This window comes from Actinacidiphila sp. bgisy167 (assembly GCF_965342175.1).
Taxonomy (GTDB): Bacteria; Actinomycetota; Actinomycetes; order Streptomycetales; family Streptomycetaceae; genus Actinacidiphila.
Genome location: NZ_CBDRBL010000059.1, coordinates 14,262 through 36,540 on the forward strand (window position 1 = coordinate 14,262; position 22,279 = coordinate 36,540).

Annotated in this window: 18 protein-coding genes; 10 read left to right on the top strand and 8 right to left on the bottom strand. The window is 73.0% G+C overall.

The genetic code is table 11. The annotated features are described in order from the left end of the window. The first annotated feature begins 78 nt into the window (after window positions 1-78). A complete protein-coding gene (locus ACRWND_RS21320; protein WP_431951750.1) occupies window positions 79-1,245 on the top strand; it encodes an acyltransferase family protein in 1,167 nt (388 codons plus the stop codon). Here the strand turns inward: ACRWND_RS21320 and ACRWND_RS21325 are convergent. Beyond that, the gene (locus ACRWND_RS21325) at window positions 1,226-2,368 is read right to left on the bottom strand and encodes a PP2C family protein-serine/threonine phosphatase (protein ID WP_431951752.1); all 1,143 of its coding nucleotides are present in this window, start codon (window positions 2,366-2,368) and stop codon (window positions 1,226-1,228) included. The two genes, ACRWND_RS21320 and ACRWND_RS21325, sit on opposite strands and share 20 nt — an antisense overlap. Window positions 2,369-2,496: 128 nt before the next feature. Between ACRWND_RS21325 and ACRWND_RS21330 the strand changes: the two genes are divergently transcribed. After that, entirely contained in the window at window positions 2,497-3,726 is a 1,230-nt protein-coding gene (locus ACRWND_RS21330; protein WP_431951754.1) for a GNAT family N-acetyltransferase, read from the top strand. A 158-nt stretch (window positions 3,727-3,884) separates the two neighbouring features. Here the strand turns inward: ACRWND_RS21330 and ACRWND_RS21335 are convergent, their stop codons facing one another. The 5 genes from ACRWND_RS21335 to ACRWND_RS21355 form a co-directional block, all read right to left on the bottom strand. Continuing rightward, window positions 3,885-4,016 carry a hypothetical protein gene (locus ACRWND_RS21335; protein WP_431951756.1) on the bottom strand — a complete coding sequence of 44 codons (132 nt, stop codon included), beginning with the start codon at window positions 4,014-4,016 and terminating at the stop codon, window positions 3,885-3,887. A gap of 99 nt (window positions 4,017-4,115) precedes the next feature. After that, window positions 4,116-4,658, bottom strand: coding sequence for a hypothetical protein (locus ACRWND_RS21340; protein ID WP_431951757.1), 543 nt, complete (start codon window positions 4,656-4,658; stop codon window positions 4,116-4,118). Between the two features lie 468 nt (window positions 4,659-5,126). Continuing rightward, on the bottom strand, window positions 5,127-5,942 hold the full coding sequence (locus tag ACRWND_RS21345; RefSeq protein ID WP_431951759.1) for an Fpg/Nei family DNA glycosylase: 816 nt from the start codon (window positions 5,940-5,942) through the stop codon (window positions 5,127-5,129). Between the two features lie 7 nt (window positions 5,943-5,949). Next, complete coding sequence (locus tag ACRWND_RS21350) at window positions 5,950-6,438, bottom strand: ribose-5-phosphate isomerase (protein ID WP_431951761.1); 489 nt, start codon at window positions 6,436-6,438, stop codon at window positions 5,950-5,952. A gap of 166 nt (window positions 6,439-6,604) precedes the next feature. Next, on the bottom strand, window positions 6,605-7,198 hold the full coding sequence (locus tag ACRWND_RS21355) for a biotin transporter BioY (RefSeq protein WP_431951763.1): 594 nt from the start codon (window positions 7,196-7,198) through the stop codon (window positions 6,605-6,607). Between the two features lie 250 nt (window positions 7,199-7,448). On the opposite strand from ACRWND_RS21355, the gene ACRWND_RS21360 reads away from it, so the two are divergent. Then, entirely contained in the window at window positions 7,449-8,378 is a 930-nt protein-coding gene (locus ACRWND_RS21360) for a carbohydrate kinase family protein (protein WP_431951765.1), read from the top strand. 75 nt (window positions 8,379-8,453) lie between these two features. Continuing rightward, window positions 8,454-9,155, top strand: coding sequence for an HAD family hydrolase (locus ACRWND_RS21365; protein WP_431951767.1), 702 nt, complete (start codon window positions 8,454-8,456; stop codon window positions 9,153-9,155). Between the two features lie 14 nt (window positions 9,156-9,169). On the opposite strand, the gene ACRWND_RS21370 is transcribed toward ACRWND_RS21365, so the two are convergent. Beyond that, complete coding sequence (locus tag ACRWND_RS21370; protein WP_431951769.1) at window positions 9,170-9,835, bottom strand: DsbA family oxidoreductase; 666 nt, start codon at window positions 9,833-9,835, stop codon at window positions 9,170-9,172. Between the two features lie 140 nt (window positions 9,836-9,975). Here ACRWND_RS21370 and pepN (ACRWND_RS21375) point away from each other — a divergent pair, with 140 nt between their 5' ends. The 5 genes from pepN (ACRWND_RS21375) (at window position 9,976) to ACRWND_RS21395 (ending at window position 18,217) form a co-directional block, all read left to right on the top strand. Continuing rightward, the gene (pepN, locus tag ACRWND_RS21375; protein WP_431951771.1) at window positions 9,976-12,555 is read left to right on the top strand and encodes an aminopeptidase N; all 2,580 of its coding nucleotides are present in this window, start codon (window positions 9,976-9,978) and stop codon (window positions 12,553-12,555) included. Window positions 12,556-12,974: 419 nt separating this feature from the next. Further along, window positions 12,975-13,949 carry a hypothetical protein gene (locus ACRWND_RS21380; RefSeq protein ID WP_431951773.1) on the top strand — a complete coding sequence of 325 codons (975 nt, stop codon included), beginning with the start codon at window positions 12,975-12,977 and terminating at the stop codon, window positions 13,947-13,949. A 251-nt stretch (window positions 13,950-14,200) separates the two neighbouring features. Then, window positions 14,201-15,643 carry an amidase gene (locus tag ACRWND_RS21385; protein ID WP_431951775.1) on the top strand — a complete coding sequence of 481 codons (1,443 nt, stop codon included), beginning with the start codon at window positions 14,201-14,203 and terminating at the stop codon, window positions 15,641-15,643. A 202-nt stretch (window positions 15,644-15,845) separates the two neighbouring features. Beyond that, complete coding sequence (gene malQ / locus ACRWND_RS21390) at window positions 15,846-17,930, top strand: 4-alpha-glucanotransferase (RefSeq protein ID WP_431951777.1); 2,085 nt, start codon at window positions 15,846-15,848, stop codon at window positions 17,928-17,930. 50 nt (window positions 17,931-17,980) lie between these two features. After that, entirely contained in the window at window positions 17,981-18,217 is a 237-nt protein-coding gene (locus ACRWND_RS21395; protein ID WP_431951802.1) for a hypothetical protein, read from the top strand. Window positions 18,218-18,504: 287 nt separating this feature from the next. Here the strand turns inward: ACRWND_RS21395 and pepN (ACRWND_RS21400) are convergent, their stop codons facing one another. Then, window positions 18,505-21,075 (bottom strand): aminopeptidase N, encoded by a 2,571-nt coding sequence (gene pepN, locus ACRWND_RS21400; RefSeq protein WP_431951779.1) that lies wholly within the window; start codon window positions 21,073-21,075, stop codon window positions 18,505-18,507. Between the two features lie 752 nt (window positions 21,076-21,827). On the opposite strand from pepN (ACRWND_RS21400), the gene ACRWND_RS21405 reads away from it, so the two are divergent. Next, window positions 21,828-22,247: a hypothetical protein gene (locus ACRWND_RS21405; protein ID WP_431951781.1), complete on the top strand. Its 420-nt coding sequence runs from the start codon at window positions 21,828-21,830 to the stop codon at window positions 22,245-22,247. Window positions 22,248-22,279 lie beyond the last annotated feature (32 nt).

Below are 22,279 nucleotides of genomic sequence, written 5' to 3' on the forward strand. Positions count from 1 at the left end.
ATTACCGGGCAGCAGCGCGGCGACCGCCATTCCGGGCGGAAATTTACTCAGCCAGAGGCGCCCGCTATGGTGCATCAAATGTTCCAGCTCCCCCGCACGAACACCCTGTCCCCCGGCAGGACCAAGACCGGGAATTCCGTTCTCCCCGCCCCGCGCAAGGAACCCTCCCCCGGCCACGGGCCGGCCGCCCCCGCAGGATCCGCCGCCCCTGCCGCGCACCACTTCCCCTCCGCCGGGCGCGACCCGTTCTTCGACAACGCCAAGTACCTCGCCATCGTCCTGGTCGCGATGGGCCACGCCTGGGAACCGCTCACCGGGCACAGCAGGGCCGCCGGCGCGCTCTACCTGCTCGTGTACACGTTCCACATGCCGGCGTTCATCGTCATCTCCGGCTACTTCTCGAGGAGTTTCGACGCCCGTCCGGACCGGGTCAGAAGGCTGGTCACCGGCGTCGCCGTCCCGTATGTGCTCTTCGAGGCCGCGTACTCGCTCTTCCGGAACTGGGCCGACGACAGCGCCTCCCAGGCGATCAGCCTGCTGGACCCCTGGTACCTCACCTGGTTCCTCGTCGCCCTCTTCGTCTGGCGCCTCACCGCGCCCGTCTGGCGGGTCGTGCGTCACCCGGTCGCGGTCGCCCTGGTGATCGCGGCCCTCGCGTCGAGCTCCCCGGCCATCGGCGACGATCTGGAACTTCAGCGCGTCCTGCAGTTCCTGCCCTACTTCGTGCTCGGCATGTGCCTGAGGGCCGAGCACTTCCACCTCGCACGGCACCGGGTGGTGCGCGTGCTGTCGGTTCCGGTGGGGCTGGCCGCGCTGACCGTCTGCTACTGGGCGGCGCCGCGGATGGACCGCGCCTGGCTCTACCACCGCACCAGCGCGCAGGAACTCGGGGCGCCCTGGTGGGCGGGACCGGTCATGACCGCGGCGCTGTTCTGCTGCTCCCTGGCGCTGACGGTGAGCTTCTTCGCCTGGGTGCCGCGCCGCCGCACATGGTTCACGGCGCTGGGCGCCGGCACGCTCTACGGCTACCTGCTGCACGGCTTCCTCGCCAAGGGCTCGCGCTTCGGCGGCTGGTACGACCACGGCTGGATCCACACCCCGCCGGGCCAGGTCGCGGTCACCGCCCTCGCCGTCGTGGTGGTCACGGCGTTGTGCACCCCGCCCGTACAGCGCGTCTTCCACTTCGCGATCGAGCCGAGGATGCCCTGGGCGTTCCGGCCGGCGCCTAGTCCCGGGACACGATGAGCAGGGCGCGGTCGTCGTTGACGTCCTTGGCGACCGCCTCGATCAGCTGCCACGCCGCGCCGCGGAAGCCATGGGCGACATAGCGGTCGGCCTCGCCGATGAGCCGGTCGATGCCCTCGGTGAGGTCGCGGCCGGCGGCCTCGACCAGGCCGTCGGTGAAGAGCAGCAGGACGTCGCCGGAGCGCAGGGTGCCCTTCACGCTGTGGAACTCGGCGCCGTCGTACACCCCCAGCAGCGGTCCCTCGGCCGCCTTCTCCTCCCAGCGACCGGTGCCCGCGCTGAGCTGCATACCCGGCAGGTGGCCCGCGGAGAGCAGCTCGTAGTCGCCGGACTCCAGGTCCAGCACCAGGTGGACGGAGGTGGCGAAGCCCTCCTCCCAGTTCTGGCGCAGCAGGTAGCCGTTGGCGGCGGTGAGGAAGGCGTGCGGCGGCAGCGAGCCGAGCAGACCGCCGAAGGCACCGGACAGCAGCAGCGCGCGCGAGCCTGCGTCCATGCCCTTGCCCGACACGTCGGTGAGCACGGCCTCCAGGACGCGCCCGCCCGACGTGCGGGTGGCCACCACGAAGTCGCCGGAGAAGGACTGGCCGCCGGCCGGCCGCAGCGCCATCTCGGCGTGCCAGCCCTCGGGCAACCGCGGCAGCCTGCTCTGCACCCGGATGCGCTCGCGCAGGTCGAAGAGCATCGTGCCGCCGCGCATCCAGGGCACGCCGACCCGGGCGCGGAACTGCGCGACGATCAGCCCGGCCAGCGCCACCGCCGCCACCACGAGCACGATCCCCGGGGTCACTCGGCCCACGCCGCCGCGGTACGGGCCGAGGACGGCGGACTCCACGACCAGCGCCGCGGCGGCGGCTCCGTACAGCAGGAGGAGGCTGGAAGGGCGCAGCAGCAGGCCGCCGACGAGGACAGGCAGCACCAAGGTGGTGGGCGGGCACCATTGCGGCGCCAGCACCGTGCCCCAGGCGATCAGCGGCACGGTGGCCGTCAGGACGGTGAGGGCGAGCCAGTCGGCCGCGTCGCCGCGGAAGTAGTCCACGGCGGATTTGCGCAGGCTGACCCGGGCCCGGTGGACCGTCCTGCGCCACCGGGCCCTGAATCCGTCTCCTGCCGGGCGTCGTGCCATCTTCCCGGCGACCCTATCCACCCTCACCCACTCCTCGCATGGGTGGTGCCCCCCAAGGTGCGCCGTTCGCCGCAGGAACCGGCGAAAACCGGTCGCCCGTCCCAAGGGACGGCTGGTAGGCAGGGCACATGACGGTGGAGTTGCGGGTTCTCGAGTCCGGACAGTGGGACGAGTGGTTCAGCGCGCTGGAACGCGCGTTCGGCAGCGCGCGCGAACCGGTGGAGGAACGGGAGTTCGACCGCGGTGTGACCGAGCTCTCCCGGTCGATCGCGGCGTGGGACGGGACGGAGGTCGTCGGCACGGCGGGGGCGTTCTCCTTCCGCATGGCGGTGCCGGGCGGCGCGGTGGTCCCGACGGCCGGCGTCACCATGGTCAGCGTGGCGTCGACACACCGCCGGCGCGGGCTGCTGACCTCGATGATGCGGCGGCAGCTGGACGAGGTGCACGCGGGGGGCGAACCCCTGGTGGTGCTCACGGCGTCCGAGCCGGCGATCTACGGCCGGTACGGCTACGAGGTCGCCACCCGCCAGATGTCCCTGGAGGTCGACACCCTGCGCGCGGGCCTCAGGGCGCCCGCGGGCGCCGACGAGGTCACCCTGCGCTTCGCCGACCCGGAGGAGTCCCTGGGGCCCTGCGAGGAGGTCTACGCGCGCCTGGTGCCCACCCGGCCGGGCATGCTGGAGCGGCGGCCGAACTGGGAGCGCAAGGGCGTGCTCGACCCTGAGGCATACCGGGACGGCGCCTCGAACCTCCTCTGCGTGGTCGCCGAACGGGACGGCGAGGTGCGGGGCTACGCGCGCTACGCGGTGAAGCCCTCCTGGAACGCGGCTGGCCCCGACGGGACGGTGGTGCTGCGGGACCTGGAGGCACTGGACCCGGACACCACCGCGGCGCTGTGGCGCTATCTGTTCGGCATCGACCTCACCAGCCGCGTCACCTCCCGCAACCGTCCCGCCGACGACCCGGTGCTGCACCTGGTCGACGACGTCCGCCGCTGCGGCGTCCGCTTCCGGGACGGCCTGCTGCTGCGCCCGGTCGAGGTGGGCGCGGCACTGTCGGCCCGCTGCTACGCGGCCCCGGTGGACGTGGTGCTGGAGGTCACCGCCCCCTTCTGCCCGTGGAACGAGGGCCGCTGGCGGCTGGGCGGCGACGCCAAGGGCTCCTCGTGCGAGCGGACGACGGACCCCGCGGACCTGGCGCTGTCCGTGCGCGAGCTGGGAGCGGCCTATCTGGGCGACGTCTCGCTGACCGCGCTGGCACGGGCCGGCCGCGTGCGGGAACTGCGGCAGGGTGCGCTGCGGGAGGCCGCGGTCGCCTTCGGCGGTGACGTCGCCCCCTGGCTCCCGCACGGCTTCTAGTGCCGCATCAGGCTCGCGACCTCGCGAAGGCGTTCGTCGGCGGTGTGTTCGTTCGGCCGGACGGCGTCGCGGCAGATCATGCTTCTCTGCTCCTCATGGCTGGTGTGACGGCCACGAGAGCGAGGTGGCGCAGGGCGGTGGCCCGGGCCTCGATCCGGTTAACGCCAGGCGCTGTTGCTCGCGGCGTAGGCGAGCTCCACGGTGTTCGCCGACGCCCACGTCGCGACCCGCTGGCAGCGCCTCGCGGTCGGGTGCGGGGAGTAGTCGTCGCAGACGATCGCGATGCGCACGTCCGCCGGGTGCGGCCAACGGGCAGCGGCAGAACTCGGCACCTTCGGCCTGTTCTTGACCATCTGGGCGTGCCCGCAGAGCTGGGCCTCGGCGAGCGGTCAGCGCTGCTCGGCGGCGAACCGGCGTATGGCGACGCGCTGCCACTCGGTGACCCGCACGACCACCCACGGCAGCACGAAGAACGCCACCACTCCGGCCGAGAAGTGCAGCGCGACCGCTCCGGCCGGGGTCGGCCCACCCCAGGCGTCGGTGGGGTAGGGCTCCCAGCCCCAGATCGGGTAGGTCAGATTGCGCGCGGACACGATGGCCCAGCCGATTGCGGCCGCGAACGACAGCGCGGTCAGGGCCATGTTGACGAAGAAGAACACGACGGCGCCCGAGAAGCGGGCGGAACGGCGCGGCGCCAGGTGCTCACCGAAGAAGACCCTCAGCCGCATGCGCTCGAAGAGCGGCCCGACCGCGGCGGCGGCCACCAGCGCCGCTGACAGCACCAGGGGTCCCAGCCCCGGATGCGCGCTGTCCTGGGTGGCCTTCATCACGGACTGCAGGGCCAAAACCAGGCCGGCGACGAGCGGCACCAGCAGCGCGTACAGCAGATGCCGCCAGGTGTCGCCGCGGAACGGAAGCGTCAGCAGGCCCACGGGCCGGTGCGGAGCGGCCGGGTCTGCGTGCCGGGGCGGGTGGAGTCGGGCACGAGAGGTTCTTTCCTCTCCTGAAGTCCGGCGGATACGGAAACGTCGGGACAGGGCACGGCCCTCGCGGTCGCGTTCAGGCCGCGCTGGTCGTCGCCCGCTCGCCGGCGGACTCGGCGCAGCCAGGTGAGAGCAACTGCAGCGCCATCGCGGTGCCGGTGGGCCCAGCGCGCTGTCGTGCGGGCTCAGCACCTGGTTCACCGTCTCCCGGCCTGCACGTGCGACCACATGATCATTCTAGCCGTCCGGTGCCGCCTGGAACAGCGATCGAGCGGTGCATCACGGCAGAGCGGACGTTGCTTGATGCGGCACGGGGCGGTGTTGTCCTGGGCCGGTCCCGGGCGCCCGGCGGCCGTTCCCCGGACGGGGGCTCCGTTGCGGGCGTTTCCCCTCCCGGCCGGCCCGCAGGAGGCGGCGTCAGCTCGCGGCGGGCTGGCAGGAAGGGCACCAGAAGAGGTTGCGCGCCGCCAGGGAGGCGGTGCGCACCTCGGTGCCGCAGATGTGGCACGGCATCCCGGCGCGGCGGTAGACGTAGACCTCGCCGCCGTGGTCGTCGACGCGTGGTGGACGGCCCATGGCCTCGGGGGTGTGTTCCGGACGGACGGTGTCGATGCGGTTGTGCCGCACGCCCTCACGCATCAGGGCCATCAGATCGGCCCAGATGGCGTCCCACCGGTCGCGGTCCAGGCCGCGGCCCGGCAGGTAGGGGTCGATCCCGTGCCGGAAGAGGACCTCGGCGCGGTAGACGTTGCCGACGCCGGCCACGACCTTCTGGTCCATCAGCAGGGCGGCTACGCTGGTGCGGCTGCGCGCCACGCGGGCCCAGGCGCGTTCCCCGGTGTCGGCCGGCCGGAGCGGGTCCGGACCGAGCCGGTCGTGTATCGCCTGCTTCTCCGCCCCGGTGATCAGCTCGCACGCGGTCGGCCCGCGCAGGTCGGCATGGTGTTCTCCGGTGGCCAGACGCAGCCTGACCTGGCCGACGGGGGGCCCGCCGGGGCCGGTGCCGAAGCCGAACTTCCCGTACAGCCCGAGGTGGACGTGCACCCAGCCGACCGGGCCGAACCCGAGGAAGAGGTGCTTGCCGTGGGCCTCGGCGGACTCCATCACGGCGCCGTCCAGGAGGGCGGCGCCGTCGGAGAACTTGCCCTGCGGACTGCTCGCGCGGACCTCGCGGCCGGCGAAGCGTTCCCGGTGGTCCGCGGCCAGGCGGTGGATCGTATGCCCCTCGGGCATGCCCGGATCAGCCCTCCTGCGGGTGGTGCGGGGGGATCGGGGGCAGCTCGCCGGTGGTCTCGTAGACGCTGAGCATGTCGATGCGGCGGGAGTGGCGCGGCTCGCCCGAGTACGGCGTGCCGAGGAAGACCTCGACGAACCCGGTGGCCTCGTCCGTGGTGTGCATGCGGGCACCGACGCTGATGACGTTCGCGTTGTTGTGCTCGCGGCCGAGGGTCGCGGTCTCCCGGCTCCAGGCGAGCACGGCCCGGACGCCCTTGACCTTGTTGGCGGCGATGGCCTCGCCGTTGCCCGAACCTCCGATCACGATGCCGAGGGAGTCGGGGTCCGCGGCGGTGCGCTCCGCGGCGCGCAGGCAGAACGGCGGGTAGTCGTCCTGGGCGTCGTAGACGTGGGGGCCGCAGTCGACGGGCTCGTGCCCGTTCGCCCGGAGCCACTCGACGAGGTGGTTCTTGAGTTCAAAACCGGCATGGTCGGAACCGAGGTACACACGCATACGGCGAGTGTCGCACGGGTGCGCCGAGCGACATGCCGTGGGTGTTCCCCGAGGGGTTCCCGGCGCCGAACACGGCGGCGTACAAAGGCCGCGGGGGCGGGGCCTTGCCCCGCCCCCTCCTGGGCGCCGTACGCCGTACCGGTCCGGCGCCGGTGCGCCGCACCGGTCAGCCGCGGCGGCCGGCCAGCTTCCAGGCGGCGGGCAGCGCGCCCATGGCGAGGGCGGCCTTCAGCGCGTCGCCTATGAGGTACGGCGTCAGGCCCATCGCCAGGGCCTGGCTGGGCGACAGATGCGCGGCCAGCGCGAGGTAGGGGACGCCCACCGCGTAGGTGACGGCGCTGCCGGCCACCATGACGCCGGCCATCCGCCACACGCCGCGGTCCGCACCCCGCCGGGCCAGCGCGCCCACGAGCGCCGCCGCCAGCGCCATGCCGAGGATGTAGCCGAAACTCGGCGCCGCCGCGCCGGACGACCCCTCCGCGAACCACGGAACACCGGCGACACCGGCCACTGCGTACAGCGCGAGCGCCAGGAAGCCGCGCCGCGCGCCGAGGGCCGTGCCCACCAGCAGCGCGGCGAAAGTCTGCCCCGTCACGGGCACCGGCGATCCGGGGACCGGCACGGACAACTGCGCGGCCAGGCCGGTCAGCGCCGCGCCGCCCACCACGAGGGCCACGTCACGCAGGCGCGACGCGGGGATGAGGTCGGCGAGGACCGGGTGGGTCCGTACGGCGGAAGCGGGGGTGACTGCGCTGGCCATCGGTGACTCCGCAAGGTGAGGGCGGTTCGGGACACCGTGACGTTAACCCGCCGCGCCCTCCCTGATCATCGTCCGTCGATCACAAAGGCGGGATCACAGCGTTTATGGCGTCCCCACAAGGAAGCTCCGTCAAGCGTGAGCTTCGTCACCCGGTTCTTAGTGGGGTTTCTCCAATCCAACTGAGGCGAACGCCGGCGGGATGCTGCGCCGTGGCCCCGACCCTTGGACGGCGGCCTCCTATGCTGCCCGCATGAGCGCTCCGTCCTCCCCCTCCCGCGTCGGCGTCGTCGGCGAGGTCCTCGTCGACCTGCTGTGGCGTTCCGGGGAGCGGCAGGTCACCCCGGCGCCGGGCGGCAGTCCCGCCAACGTCGCGGTCGGCCTGCGCCGACTGGGCCGGCCCACCACCCTGGTCACCACATGGGGCGACGATCCGCCCGGTGAACTGGTGCGCAGGCACCTGGAGTCCACCGGGGTCGAGGTCGTGCGCGCCGTGAGCCCGGCCGGGCGCACCACACTGGCGGTGGCCTACCTGGACCGGGACGGCTCGGCCTCCTACGACTTCCTGGCCGCGTGGGACCCGGAGCGGCTGGCGCTGCCCGCGGACACCGCCGTGCTCCACACCGGTTCGCTCGCCGCGGTCGTCGAACCGGGGGCGACACGGGTGCTCGAACTCTGCCGCGAGCTGCACGCCGTACCAGGGCGCACCGTCGTCGTCGACCTCAATGTGCGGCCCGCCGTCCAGCCCGACCGGCTCGCCTACCGCAGGGCGTGCCTGCGGCTGGCCGGCGTCAGCGACGTGGTCAAGGCCAGCGACGCGGACCTCGCCTGGCTCTTCCCCGGGCTCGCCCCCGAGGACGCGGCGCGGGCGTTGCTCGCCGAGGGACCGCGGCTCGCGGTCGTCACACTGGGCGCGCGGGGCGCGTTCGCGGTGACCGACGGCGGCCTCGTACGGGTGGCCGCCCCCGAGGTGGGCGTCGTGGACACCGTCGGGGCGGGCGACGCCTTCCAGGCGGCGCTGCTCGACGCGATCGCGGGCGCCGGCGTACCCGCCTCGCGGGACGCCCTCGTCGCCGTGCTGGAGCGGTGTGTCACGGCCGCGGCGCTCAACTGCACGCGGACGGGCGCGGATCCGCCGTCCCGCGCCGAGCTGGACGCGGCGCTCGCCGCGCGACGCGCCTGACGCCACCGGTCCGGCGGGGCGCCGGCGGCCGCGAAAAGCGCGGCACCGGGTGCCGGCCGTGGTTACCCTCGCATGATGAGCGAGACGCGGCTGACCGGACAGGTACTCGTCTTCGACGCGGACGACACGTTGTGGGAGAACAACGTGGTCTTCGAGCGGATCATAGAGGACTTCCTGGACTGGGTGGACCATCCCGTCCTGGACCGCTCGCAGATCAGGGCGCTGCTCAACGAGATCGAGGCGGCGAACGCGGTCGTGCACGGCTACGGCAGCAAGGTCTTCCTGCGCAGCCTCGGCGAACTCCTGGAGCGGTTGCGCGAAAGGCCGGTGACACCGGCGGAGCGCCGACGCGTGGAGGAGCTGGCGGTGGCCTTCGTGGAGCACAAGGTGGAGCTCATGCCCGGCGTGGCGAGCACGCTGGAGGAGCTGGGATCCCGCCACGAACTGCTGCTGCTCACCAAGGGCGACGACGAGGAACAGGCGCGCAAGGTGGCGGCCTCGGGGCTGGCGGACCGCTTCCTCGGGGTGCACATCGTGCCGGAGAAGGCCGCCGGCACCTATAGCGCGCTCCTGGCGGAGTACGGCTTCGCGCCGGGCAGGAGCTGGATGGTCGGGAACTCCCCGAAGTCGGACATCCTGCCCGCGCGTGAAGCCGGGATGAGCGCGGTCTTCATCCCCAATGTGAACACCTGGGTGCTGGAGCAGTCCGAGCTCGACCCGGCCGACGAGCGGGTGCTGCGGCTGACGGCCTTTCCCGAACTGCTCCGGCACTTCTGACCGGAGTCGCCGGCTCAGTCGAAGATCGGGCCCTGCTCGCGGGTCCGCTTGATCTCGTAGAAGCCCGGCGTCGACGCGACGAGCAGCGTGCCGTCCCACAGGCGCGCCGCGGCCTCGCCCTTGGGCGCCGGCGTGACGACCGGACCGAAGAAGGCGATCTGCTCGCCGTCGGCGCCGGGGACGGCGATGACCGGGGTGCCGACGTCCTGGCCGACCTTGGAGATGCCCTCCTGGTGGGAGGCGCGCAGCTCCGCGTCGTAGGTGTCGCTGTCGGCGAAGTCGGCGAGGTCGGTGGGCAGGCCCGCCTCCTCCAGAGCGGCGACGATCACGTCGCGGTCCTTGTGGCCCAGGCCCTGGTTGTGGATGCGGGTGCCCAGGGCGGTGTAGAGGGCGCCGAGCACCTCGCTGCCGTACTTCTGCTCGGCGGCGATGCAGACGCGGACCGGGCCCCAGGCCGTGGTCAGGAACTCGCGGTACTGCTCGGGCAGCTCGTCGCGGTTCTCGTTCAGCACCGCGAGGCTCATCACGTGCCACCGCACCTCGACGTCGCGTACCTTCTCCACCTCCAGCATCCATCGGGAGGTCATCCACGCCCAAGGGCATGCGGGGTCGAACCAGAAGTCCACCGGGGTGCGGGTGGTTGTGCTGTCGCTCACGTCTCTCTCCTCCGGGCACGGCATGAAGACACTGCACTTCACAGCGCCCAACGCCCTCGGCTCCATCTCCATTCCCGAGTCCCGCCGCCGGGCCCGACATGCGAAGATGCCTGACATGCGCAGGAAAGATCCCCGCGACGGCGTGCGAAGGATGGAGACCCCCCGTGCCCGGTGAGAACCTCACACGTGACGAGGCCCGCGAACGGGCACGGCTGCTGGCCGTCGACGGTTACGAGGTGGCCCTCGACCTCCGGTCGGCGCTGAACCCGCAGGAGCGGACGTTCCGGTCCGTGACCACGATCCGCTTCCGCTGCGCTGAGCCGGGCGCGTCCAGCTTCGCGGATCTGCTCGCCCCCTCGGTGACGTCGGTGACGCTCAACGGCCGCGCACTGGACCCGGCGACCGTGTTCGACGGGACGCGGATCGCGCTCGACGACTTGTCCGCCGAGAACGTCCTCGTCGTGGACGCCCAGTGCGCCTACAGCCGGACGGGCGAGGGTATGCACCGCTTCGCCGACCCCGAGGACGGCGAGGTCTACCTCTACACGCAGTACGAGCCGGCCGACGCCCGCCGGGTCTTCGCGAACTTCGAGCAGCCCGACCTGAAGGCGCCGTTCACCTTCTCCGTCACCGCGCCCGAGTCCTGGGTGGTGCTGGGCAACGAGCGCGTGGCCGAGGTCCTCGACGACGGCCTGACCCGGCGCTTCGCGCCGACCCGTCCGATCTCCACCTACATCACTGCGGTCGTGGCCGGCCCGTACCACATGGTCCACGACACTTACCGGCGCGTGCTGCCGGACGGCACGGAGTTGGAGATCCCGCTCGGTGCGCTGTGCCGCAAGGGGCTCGCCCGGCACTTCGACGCCGCCGAGATCTTCACCGTCACCAAGCAGGGCCTGGACTTCTTCCACGACCACTTCGGCTACCCGTACCCCTTCGGGAAGTACGACCAGGCCTTTGTGCCCGAGTACAACCTCGGCGCGATGGAGAACCCGGGACTGGTCACCTTCCGCGAGGAGTACGTCTTCCGCGGCAAGGTCACGCAGGCGTCCTACGAGGGCCGGGCGAACGTCATCCTGCACGAGATGGCGCACATGTGGTTCGGCGACCTGGTCACCATGCGGTGGTGGGACGACCTGTGGCTCAAGGAGTCCTTCGCCGACTTCATGGGCACGTTCTCCCTGGTGGAGGCCACCCGCTTCCAGCAGGGTTGGATCACCTTCGCCAACCGCCGCAAGGCGTGGGCCTACCGAGCCGACCAGCTGCCCTCCACCCACCCGGTCACGGCCGACATCCGCGACCTGGAGGACGCCAAACTCAACTTCGACGGCATCACCTACGCCAAGGGCGCCAGCGTGCTCAAGCAGCTGGTCGCGTACGTCGGGCGGGACGCCTTCCTGGAGGGCGCGCGCCGCTACTTCCAGCGCCACGCCTACGGCAACACCGAGTTGGGCGATCTGCTGTCGGTCCTGGCCGAGACCTCGGGGCGCGACATGACCGGGTGGTCGCGGTCCTGGCTGCAGACGGCGGGCGTCAACTCCCTGACGCCGCAGGTGACATACGGTGCGGACGGCCGGATCGCCGAACTGGCCGTGCTGCAGGAGGCGGCGCCCTCGCACCCCGAACTGCGGCCCCACCGGGTCGCCGTGGGGCTCTACCGGCGCACCGCGGAGGGCACGGTGGAGCGCTACGCGCGGGTCGAGGCCGACGTCGCGGGCCCGCGCACGGTGGTGGCCGAACTGGCCGGGGCGGAGCGGCCCGACCTGGTGCTGGTCAACGACGACGACCTGACCTACTGCAAGATCCGCTTCGACGAGGACTCCCTGGCCACGGTGCGGCAGCACCTGGGCTCGCTCGCCGACCCCATGGCCCGCGCGCTGACCTGGTCCGCGGTGTGGAACATGACCCGTGACGGGCTGATGCCCGCCCGCGACTACCTCGGCCTGGTGCTGCGCTTCGCGGGCGCCGAGACCGACATCGGCGTCCTGCAGGGACTGCACACACAGGCCCGCACCGCGCTGCACGACTACGCCGCGCCCGCCTGGCGCGAACAGGGCGCGAGCGAACTGGCGGAGGGCGCGCTGCGCGAGCTGCGCGCGGCAGCCCCCGGCAGCGGCCACCAGCTGGCCTGGGCCCGCTTCTACGCGGCCGTGGCCGCCGGGGACACCGGGGCGGAGCTGCTGCGCGGGCTGCTCGACGGCACCGAGAAGGTCGACGGGCTCGAGGTGGACCAGGAGCTGCGCTGGACGTTTCTGGGGGCGCTGGCCGCCGCCGGCGCGGCCGACGAGGCAGCCGTCGCGGCGGAGCTCGCCCGCGACGACACCGCTTCCGGCAAGCGGCACCAGGTGCGCTGCCTGGCCGCGCGGCCGTCCGCGGCTGTCAAGGAGCAGTGCTGGACGTCGGTCGTGGAGTCCGACACGCTCTCCAACGCGCTGGTCGAGGCCACCATCGCGGGCTTCGACCAGGCGGGCCAGCGCGAGCTGCTCGCCCCCTACGCGGACCGCTACTTCGACGCGATCGAGCGGATCTGGAAGGAGCGCTCGATCGAGATCGGCATGGCCGTCGTCCGCGGACTCTTCCCGCACCACCAGGACCGGCAGGCCACGCTCGACGCCGCCGACGCCTGGCTGAGCGGTCACACGGACGCCGCGCCGGCGCTGCGCCGGCTGGTCGCCGAGTGCCGTGACGACCTCGCGCGGGCGCTGCGGGCGCAGGAGCGGGACGCGGCGGCGGAAGCCGCCTGAGGCACCCCTTTGGGCGGGGAACCCTCCAGGAGGGTTCCCCGCCCGGAGGCGGAACGCTGCGGGAGGGGCACGCTCCCGGAGGGGGAACGCTGCGGGAGGGGCACGCTCCCGGAGGGGGCGCTCCGGGTGGGGCACGCTCCCGGAGGGGGCGCTCCGGGTGGGGCACGCTCCCGGAGGGGGCGCTCCGGGTGGGGCACAGGCACCGGTCACCCCTTCGGAGTACAGGGCTATGGGCCCGAACCCGGTGTTGCCACGGCATCCCCGGGTCCGGCCGCAGGTGACCGGGGGCTCTTCACCCGGATAGGTGAAAACGGCAGTCGGCAACCGAACGCCTGAACTTTAGTGTGGGGATGTCCGCATTTGTCGACAGAACGGTAACAGCCGTTAGGCTCCCGGAGGGATGCGGGAATCCACCCGCCATGAACCACAACATCCCCCTCAGCCCCCGCCCCCTCGACCACCTCTCCCGCACCCGGCCGACCGTGTTGTCGGCGCGCCAGTTGCGGGAGCACGGCGTCACCCCCGAGGCGCTGGCCGAGCGCTGCCGGCCCGGCGGCCCCTGGCAGGAGGTGCTGCCCCGGGTGTACGTCCTGCACCGCGGCCGGCCCACCGGCGAGGAGCGGGTCCAGGCGGCACTGCTCTACGGGGGCCGCGAGGCCATGGTCACCGGACTCGCGGCGCTCGCCCTGCACCGCTTCTCCTCGGTGCCGCCGCTGGTCGGCCTGGACCGGATCGACTTGCTGGTGACCCGGCAGCGCCGGCTGCGCGCCATCGGCGACGTCGGGCTGGTACGCACCCCCGAACTGCCCCGGCCGCGGGAGGTACAGGGTGTGCCCTGCGCGCCCCTGCCCCGGGCGCTGGCGGACGCGGTGGAGGAGCTGGACGACGCGCGGACGGTGCGCCTGTTGCTGACCGAGGCGGTGCGCGGCGGCCACTGCGAGGCGACGGCGCTGGTCGCTGAGCTGAGCCGGGCCCGTCTGCTGTCCCGGCCGCACGTCGTGGAGGCGGTGGACGCTCTGGTGGCCGAGGGCCGCGCGATCGCCGAGAGCCGGCTGTACGCGATGGTGCGCTGCTTCGGGCTGCCCGACCCGCTGTGGAACGTGGACCTGCGGCTGCCGGGCGGCCCGCACCTGGGCGGCGTGGACGCGTACTGGCCGGAGCACGCGGTCGCGGTGGAGCTCGACACGCGTGTGCCACGGCAGGCGGACGAGGCCCTGTGGGCCGGTTACGCCCGCAGGCGCGAGCACCTGGAGCGGCTCGGCATCACCGTCGTCCACATCACGCCGCGCAAGCTGCGGGAATCACTCGAGCAGCAGGCCGCCGTCGTCCGTACGGCCCTGATGGCGTCGGCCGACCGCACCCCCGCGTCCTGGGTGGTGGTGCTGCCGCGGTGAACCCGGCCGTCAGCGCTTCTCCGGCAGGGGTTCCACGTCGACTCCGCCCGGCTCGCCGGCGAGGGCCGTGCCGGACTCCCCCGCGGAGAAAGCCGGCCCGCCGGGCTTCGTCCCGGCGTATCAGCCCCCGCCCTCGCGTGATCACCTTGATGACACGGCGGCACACGGGACATGCCCCACCTCGGCTCCGCCCTGCCCCACCTCTGCTCCGCCCTGCCTTCGCCGCGGACGACGGCCCCTACCCTGGCGGGATGTCCGCCCCTCATGAACTGACCATGCTGGAACAGGCCGCGGCCATCCGGGCGGGCGAGTTGTCGCCCGTGGAGCTGACGGCCCACTACCTCGACCGGATCGAGCGGCTGGACCCCGTCCTCGGCGCCTACCTGACCGTCACGCCAGAACGCGCCCTGCAGGACGCACGGCGCGCCGAACGCGTTCTCACGGAGGACGGGCCGCTCCCGCCGTTGCTCGGCGTGCCGGTGCCGGTGAAGGATCTGACGCCGGTCGCCGGGGTGCGCTTCACCTCCGGGTCTGCGGTCTTCGCCGATCGGGTCGCCGACCGGGACGCGTACCTCGTCTCGCTGCTGAGGGACGCCGGGACGGTGCTGACCGGCAAGACCAACACCCCCGAGTTCGGGCTCCCCGCCTACACCGAGGGTGCCGCGGGCCCGCCGGCCCGCACCCCATACAACCTGACGCGCGGGGCGGGCGGCAGCAGCGGCGGCGCGGCCGCGGCCGTGGCGGCCGGGCTCGCGGCGGCGGCGCACGGCAGCGACGGAGGCGGCTCGATCCGCATCCCCGCGAGCTGCTGCGGTGTCGTCGGGCTGAAGCCCAGCAGGGGCCGGGTGAGCCCGGCTCCCGGGGGCGACGCGAGCGGGCTGGCCGTCAGCGGGCCCATCGCCCGCACGGTCCGCGACGCCGCGGCCCTGCTCGACGTGCTGGCCGTGCCCGCGCCGGGCGACCCCTTCCGGCTGCCGCCGCCGGAACGTTCGTTCCTGCGCTGGTGCGAGCGCGAGCCGCACCGGCTGCGGATCGCCCGCTGGGCGGTGCCTGACGTCCAGGGCGTGGCGGTCGACCCGCAGGTGCTGGCGGCGTACGAGCGCACCTCGGCGCTGCTGGCCGGGCTCGGGCACGAGGTAGTGGACGTGCCGCAGCCGCTCGCCCCCGGTGACCGCGACGCCTTCACCCCGGTGTGGGCCGTGCTGGCCGCGCTCACCCCCGTGGCGCCGGAGCGGGAGCGGGAGCTGCTGCCGCTCACCCGCTGGCTCCGGGCCCAGGGACGGGACGTGAGCGGCCTCGACTACGCCCGCACATTGGGCGTGATGCAGGGCGTGGGCCGCAAACTGGCCGAGGCCGCCGAGCCGTACGACGCGGTGCTCACCCCGACGCTGGCCCGGGTCCCGGCCCCGGTGGGCGGCCTGCGCGACGACGGGGATCCCGAGGCCGACTTCGCGGCGCAGCTGGCGTTCACGCCGTTCACCGCACCCTGGAACATCGCCGGTCTCCCCGCGGTGTCGCTGCCGCTCGAGTGGTCCCCGCAGGGGCTGCCCATCGGCATGATGCTCGGCGCCCGGCACGGCGAGGAGGGCCCCTTGCTGGCGCTCGCCGCGCAGCTGGAGGCCGCGTCCCCCTGGCGGGCCCGCACGGCCCGCGCGTTCGACGTACCGGGGGCCGCCCGCCAGCCGTCCGCCTGAGCACGCCGGGGAAGACACGGCTCCGGGTGTCCCGGGGGCGCCGCCGGCCGCTCCGTGCGGGTCTCCGGGGACGCGTGGGCCGGGTGCCGCCACCCGGTGGGAACCCGTGCACGGAAAGCGACTGCGCCGCCACGCGGTGGGTATGGCTGAGGCTGTCCGGAGAACGCGCACCCGCGATACGACGCCCCGGGAGGGCACCCCCATGACCGAAGCCGCCGACCGGGACAGACTCGCCGCGCTGCACGGCGTGGACGTCGCCTACCGCCCGTCGCCGGACCGCGAGGTGCGCGTGCCGGTCGAGACGGTCGTGGCGGTGCTGGCCGCGCTGGGCGTCGACGCCTCGACCCCGGCCGCGGTGCAGGGCGCGCTGGCCGCGCACGACCTCCAGGCCGGACGCCGGCTGCTCCCCCGCACCGTCGTGCTGCGCAGCGGCCGCCCCCTGCGGCACCCGCTGCCCGAGGGCACCGCGCTGCGGCTGACGGCGGAGGACGGCACCGAGACCTCCTGGGACGGCGGAGCGCCGCTGCCCGTAGGACGCCATGTGCTGCGGGCGCAGGCCCCCGACGGGCGCAGCGCCTCGGCGCAGCTCGTCGTGGCGCCGCAGCGGCTGCCCGGCCCCCCGCAGCGGGTCATGGGATTCATGGCGCAGCTGTACTCCGTGCTGTCCACGCGCTCCTGGGGCATGGGCGACCTCGGCGACCTCGCGGACCTGGCGGCGTGGACGGGCCGGACGCTGCACGCGGGCTTCCTCCAGGTCAACCCGTTGCACGTGGCCGTGCCCGGGCGTCCCACCGACCCGTCGCCGTACCGTCCGTCCTCACGGCGCTTTCCCGACCCGGTGTACCTGCGGGTGGAGGAGATCCCCGAGTACGCCTATCTCGGCCCCGACGACCGCGAACGGGCGGCCGATCTGCTGCGCAAGGCGGCCGTGCTGCGCGACTCGGTGCTGCTCAAGGACGCCCTGATCGACCGCGACGCGGTGTGGGGGCTCAAGCGCGAGGCGCTGGCGCTGGTCCGCAAGGTGCCCTTGTCCCCGGGCCGCCGGGCCGCGTACTGCGACTTCCTCGCGGAGCAGGGGCAGGCGCTGGACGACCACGCCACCTGGTCGATGCTGGCCGAGCTGCACGGCCCTGACTGGCGCCGCTGGCCCGCGGGGCTGCGCGACCCGCGTTCCGGGCAGGTGGCGCGGCTGCGCGGGGAACGTCTGGACGAGGTCGACTTCCACTGCTGGCTGGCCTGGCTGACGGACTCCCAGCTCGCCGCGGCGCAGCGCTCGGCGCGGGACGCCGGGATGGCCGTCGGCATCGTCCACGACCTCGCGGTCGGGGTGCACCCCTCCGGTTCGGACGCCTGGGCGCTGCAGGACGCCCTCGCCCATGGGATGTCGGTCGGCGCGCCGCCGGACGCCTTCAACGCCCACGGCCAGGACTGGGGCCTGCCGCCGTGGCGCCCGGACGCCCTGGCCGCCACCGGGTACGCGCCCTACCGCGATCTGCTGCGCCATGTGCTGCGGCACGCGGGGGGCCTGCGCATCGACCATGTGATGGGGCTCTTCCGCCTGTGGTGGGTGCCCGAGGGCGAGCCGCCGACCAGAGGCGCGTACGTCCGTTACGACGCGGAGGCGATGCTCGGGATCCTCGCGCTGGAGGCACGGCGGTCCGGCGCCGTCGTCATAGGGGAGGACCTCGGCACGGTCGAGCCGGGCGTCCGCGAGGAGTTGGCCGACCGGGGCATCCTCTGCACCTCGGTGCTCTGGTTCGAACGGGACTGGGAACAGGCCGGCGGCTCCTCCCGCGCCCGGCCGCTGCCGCCCGCGGCCTGGCGGGCGGACGCGCTGGCGACGGTGACCACCCACGACCTGCCGACGACGGCGGCCCGGCTGACCGGCGAGCACGTCGGGCTGCGGCACCGGCTGGGGCTGCTGACCCGGCCGCTGGAGGCGGAGCAGACCGAGGACGCGCGGGAGGTCGCGGAGTGGCTGGCGCTGCTCGGCCGGCTGGGGCTGCTGCCGGAGGGCGCCCGGGACGAGGAGGCGGTCGTCAAGGCCGTCCACCGCTTCCTGGCGCGGACGCCGTCCCGGATGGTCGGGGTGTGGCTGCCGGACGGGGTCGGTGACCGCCGTCCGCAGAACCTGCCGGGCACCTGGGACGAGTACCCCAACTGGCGGCTGCCGATCGCCGACCCTGAGGGACGGCCGGTCACCCTGGAGCAGCTGACGGCCTCGCCGCGACTGCACGCGCTGGCCCACGAGGTGCGGACCGCCATGGCGGCGCCCCCGGAGTCGTAACACCACCCCCCGGACGCGCGGGCCGTGGGAGGGTTCGCTACTTTGAGAGCGTGGACAAGCTCAACAAGAACGCCCTGCGCGCCGGTGCCGTGACGGCTGGTACGGCGCTGATGCTGCTGATGTCGTCCCCCGCGTTCGCGCTCAACCGCGACGACGGCGACGACCCGGGTCCCGGTCTGAGCGTGATCCAGACGCTGGGTCTGTACCTCGCCCTGCCGATCGTCCTGTTCCTGGTCATCGCGGGTCTGGTCATCGTGACCGACAAGTCCCGCAAGACGCAGGGCTGATCTTCTTCTCACTTCGCTGACCGGGTCGTGGAGCACCACGGCCCGGTTTCCGGCGTGCCCGGCACCATGTGACGGGGTTCCGGAGACCGACCCTGTGTGCCGGGTCGCGGGCGCGCGGGGGGCCGCGCGGGCGCTTTCCCCCCGACGGCCTCATCCGACGTGACGATGGCGTAGCGCACGGGCTGCGTCGCTCGGGCAGCGCACTCGCCGCGGCAAAAGAGCCCGGAAGACGCGAGGCCCCCTGCGGCGGTGTGCCGCAGGGGGCCTCGCGCTGCTCCGGGTGAGGATCAGCCGGCCGCCGCGTCCGCGGCCCGCGCCTTCAGGGCGCGCTCGACGCCGGCCCGGCACTCCGTCACCATGCGCCGCAGCGCGGGCGCCGGACCGGTCTTCGCCAGCCAGGCGTCGGTGGCGTCCAGGGTCTCCTGGGAGACCTGGAGCGCCGGGTACAGGCCGACGATGATCTGCTGGGCCATCTCGTGGCTGCGGGAGGCGAAAACGTCAGCGACCGCCTCGAAGTACCGCTGCGTGTAGGGCGCCAGCAGCTCGCGCTGGTCGGGCTCGGAGAAGCCCGCGATGACGGCCTCCTGGACGGCGTTGGTGAGCTTCTCCGCCTCGACGACCGAGGCCCACGCCTCGGCCTTCGCCTCGGCCGTCGGACGCGCGGCGCGCGCGGTGGCCGCGTGCCGCTCACCGGCCGCCGTGGCGTCCCGGCCGAGCTCCGCCGCGATGGCGTCCTCGTCGGCACGGCCGGTCGCGGCCAGCCGCTGCAGGAAGGCCCAGCGCAGCTCGGTGTCGACGGCCAGGCCCTCGATCGTCTCCGTGCCGTCGAGCAGCCCGGCGAGGAGGTCGAGCTGCTCCTTGGTGCGGGCCGTGGTGGCGAACGCCCGTGCCCAGGCGAGCTGGTGGTCGCTGCCGGGGGCGGAGGCCCGCAGGTGCTCCAGTGCCGCCTCGGTCCACCGGGCGAGGCCGGTCTCGCGCCAGCCGTCGGCGGCGTAGAGCTCCAGCGCCGTCTTCACCTGGCGGTGCAGGGACTGCACGACGCCGATGTCGGTCTCCTTGCCGATGCCGGAGAGCACCAGCTCGAGGTAGTCGCGGGTGGCGAGTTCGCCGTCGCGGGTCATGTCCCACGCCGCCGCCCACACCAGGGCGCGCGGCAGCGACTCGGTGAAGTCGCCCAGGTGCTCGCGGACGACGGCCAGCGAGGCCTCGTCGAGCCGCACCTTGGCGTAGGACAGGTCGTCGTCGTTGAGCAGCACGACCGCCGGCCGCTTGACGCCGGTCAGCTCGGGCACCAGGGTCAGCTCGCCGTCGACGTCCAGCTCGACGCGCTGGACGCGCACGAGCTTGCCGTCCTGGAGCTCGTAGGCGCCGACCGCGATGCGGTGCGGTCGCAGGATCGACTCGCCCTTGGCGCCGGCCGGCAGCGCGGGGGCCTCCTGGCGCACCGAGAAGGAGGTGATCGTGCCGTCGTCGGCGGTCTCGATCTCCGGGCGGAGGACGTTGATGCCGGCGGTCTCCAGCCACTTCTTCGACCAGGTCTTCAGGTCACGGCCGGAGGTCTCCTCCAGGGCGGACAGCAGGTCGGTCAGGCGGGTGTTCTTCCAGGCGTGGCGCTTGAAGTACGTCTGGACACCGGCGAAGAACGCGTCCTTGCCGACGTAGGCCACCAGCTGCTTGAGGACCGAGGCGCCCTTGGCGTAGGTGATGCCGTCGAAGTTGACCTGGACGTCCTGCAGGTCGTTGATCTCCGCCATGATCGGGTGGGTGGACGGCAGCTGGTCCTGCCGGTACGCCCAGGTCTTCATGGTGTTGGCGAAGGTCGTCCACGACTGCGGCCACGTGCTGCCGGGCGCGTCGGCCTGGCAGGCGATCGAGGTGTAGGTGGCGAACGACTCGTTGAGCCACAGGTCGTTCCACCACTCCATGGTCACCAGGTCGCCGAACCACATGTGGGCCAGCTCGTGGAGAATCGTCTCGGCGCGCCCCTCGTAGGCCGCGTCCGTCACCTTGGAGCGGAAGACGTACTGGTCGCGGATGGTGACCGCGCCCGCGTTCTCCATGGCGCCGGCGTTGAACTCCGGCACGAAGAGCTGGTCGTACTTGGCGAAGGGGTAGGGGAAGTCGAACTTCTCCTCGAACCAGTCGAAGCCCCGCCGGGTGACGTCGAAGATGGCCTCGGCGTCGAGGAACTCCGCGAGCGACGGCCGGCAGTACAGGCCCAGCGGCACGCTGCGGCCGCCCTCGCCCTCCCAGGTGCTGTGCACGGCGTGGTACGGGCCGACGATCAGCGCGGTGATGTACGTCGAGATGCGCGGGGTGGGCGCGAAGCTCCACAGGTCGTCGACCGGCTCGGGGGTCGGGGAGTTGGAGATCACCGTCCATCCGGCCGGCGCCTTCACGCTGAACGTGAACGTCGCCTTCAGGTCGGGCTGCTCGAAGCAGGCGAACACCCGGCGGGCGTCCGGCACCTCGAACTGGGTGTACAGGTAGGCCTGCTTGTCGACCGGGTCGACGAAGCGGTGCAGGCCCTCTCCGGTGTTGGTGTACGCCGCGTCAGCGACGACCCGCAGCTCATTGGCGCCTGCCTGCAGCGACGGCAGGGCGATGCGGCTGTCCGCGAAGACCTCGGCCGGGTCCAGCGCGGCGCCGTTGAGCACCACTTCATGGACCGTGGGGGCGACCAGGTCGATGAAGGTCGAGGCGCCCGCCTCGGCGGAGTCGAAGCGCACCGTGGTCACCGACCGGAAGGTGCCGCCCTCCTGGGCCCCGCTCAGGTCGAGCTCGATGTCGTACGCGTCCACGGTGAGCAGGCGCGCTCGCTGCCGCGCCTCCTCACGGGTGAGGTTGGTGCCGGGCACGTGTCCGTCTCCTTCGTCGAGTTTTCGGCCATCCTCGCATGCCGGAGCGGTGCGACGGTCAGGGGTTTTCCCTCGATGTGCCGGTGTGTCCCCGGCCGCCGCCCGACACCGCCGATGCGGCCACACGGGCTTCAGGGCGGTAGCGGCCCGTCCGCACGACGGCGGCCCTGCGGGCCTGACCGACCCTTTCGGCTGCGTTCTCGCCCGCACGCGAGGCCGCGCCGGCGTCGGGTCGGGGAAGGACTCCCACACCGGCGAGTGGGCGAGTCTTCATCACTGGCACGCAGCGCCGTGCGGACATCTCACTTCGGCAGCGCCGCGTCATCATTTCCGGTGCATTCGAGGCGCCGGACCGGAGCCGCCCGTCGGGCCAAAGCGAGGCGCGGCACTTCGCCTCCTCGCCGGTGCCGAGCAGTCGGACGTCGTCGGGGCGATGAGTGCAGAGGGCGCGACTCCCTCCACGGGGTGCCCGTCCTGCGCAAGGGCGGGTGCCGTCCGGCGACCTCCCGGCCGGAGAACTCGCACGGCCGTGATCACGTACGGCATTCGGCCGGGCCCTTACACCGGCAACCACGCGAGGCGCAATTCACTTCAGGCCGCAAAAGGTGACCGGAGAGTGAACACCTCGATCCATGCGGGTTGTCAGTGGCGCATGACGAGTGCATGATCAACGGGGCGTCCCGGGCTGCATCCCAGGACGCCTCGTCGCGACGAGCAGTACACCTGATCCCTGCAAGGAACAGGAGATACGCATGCCCATCCCCACCAGCATACGGCGCGTCGCGGTCGCACTTGCGGCGACCGCGAGCATCGGGCTAGTCGTGGCACCGGACGCCTCCGCCGCCGAGTGGACGTCGACAATCGCGAGCTGGGCCAAGGGCAACGAGTCCCACCGCTGGGCCGACGAGTCGTACTCGCAGCTCCAGTTCACCGGCTGCTTCGTGCAGAACGGGACCCAGGACGTCACCGTGGCGTACTACCGTGACGTGGCGGTGGCGGTGGACCCCAAGTACGACTCGAAGACGTTCACCGCGTGCTTCGGCAGCGGCACCAGCAACGGCGAGTGGACCGGCCTGCCGTCCGGTGACTACTACTTCAAGGCCATGGACGTCGGCGGAGGCGGCCTGCTCTGGGTCAGCAAGGTGTACGTCGACACCACCCAGGCCGACTGACGGTCCATCATCAGGCGGGTCGCGCGGCAGTG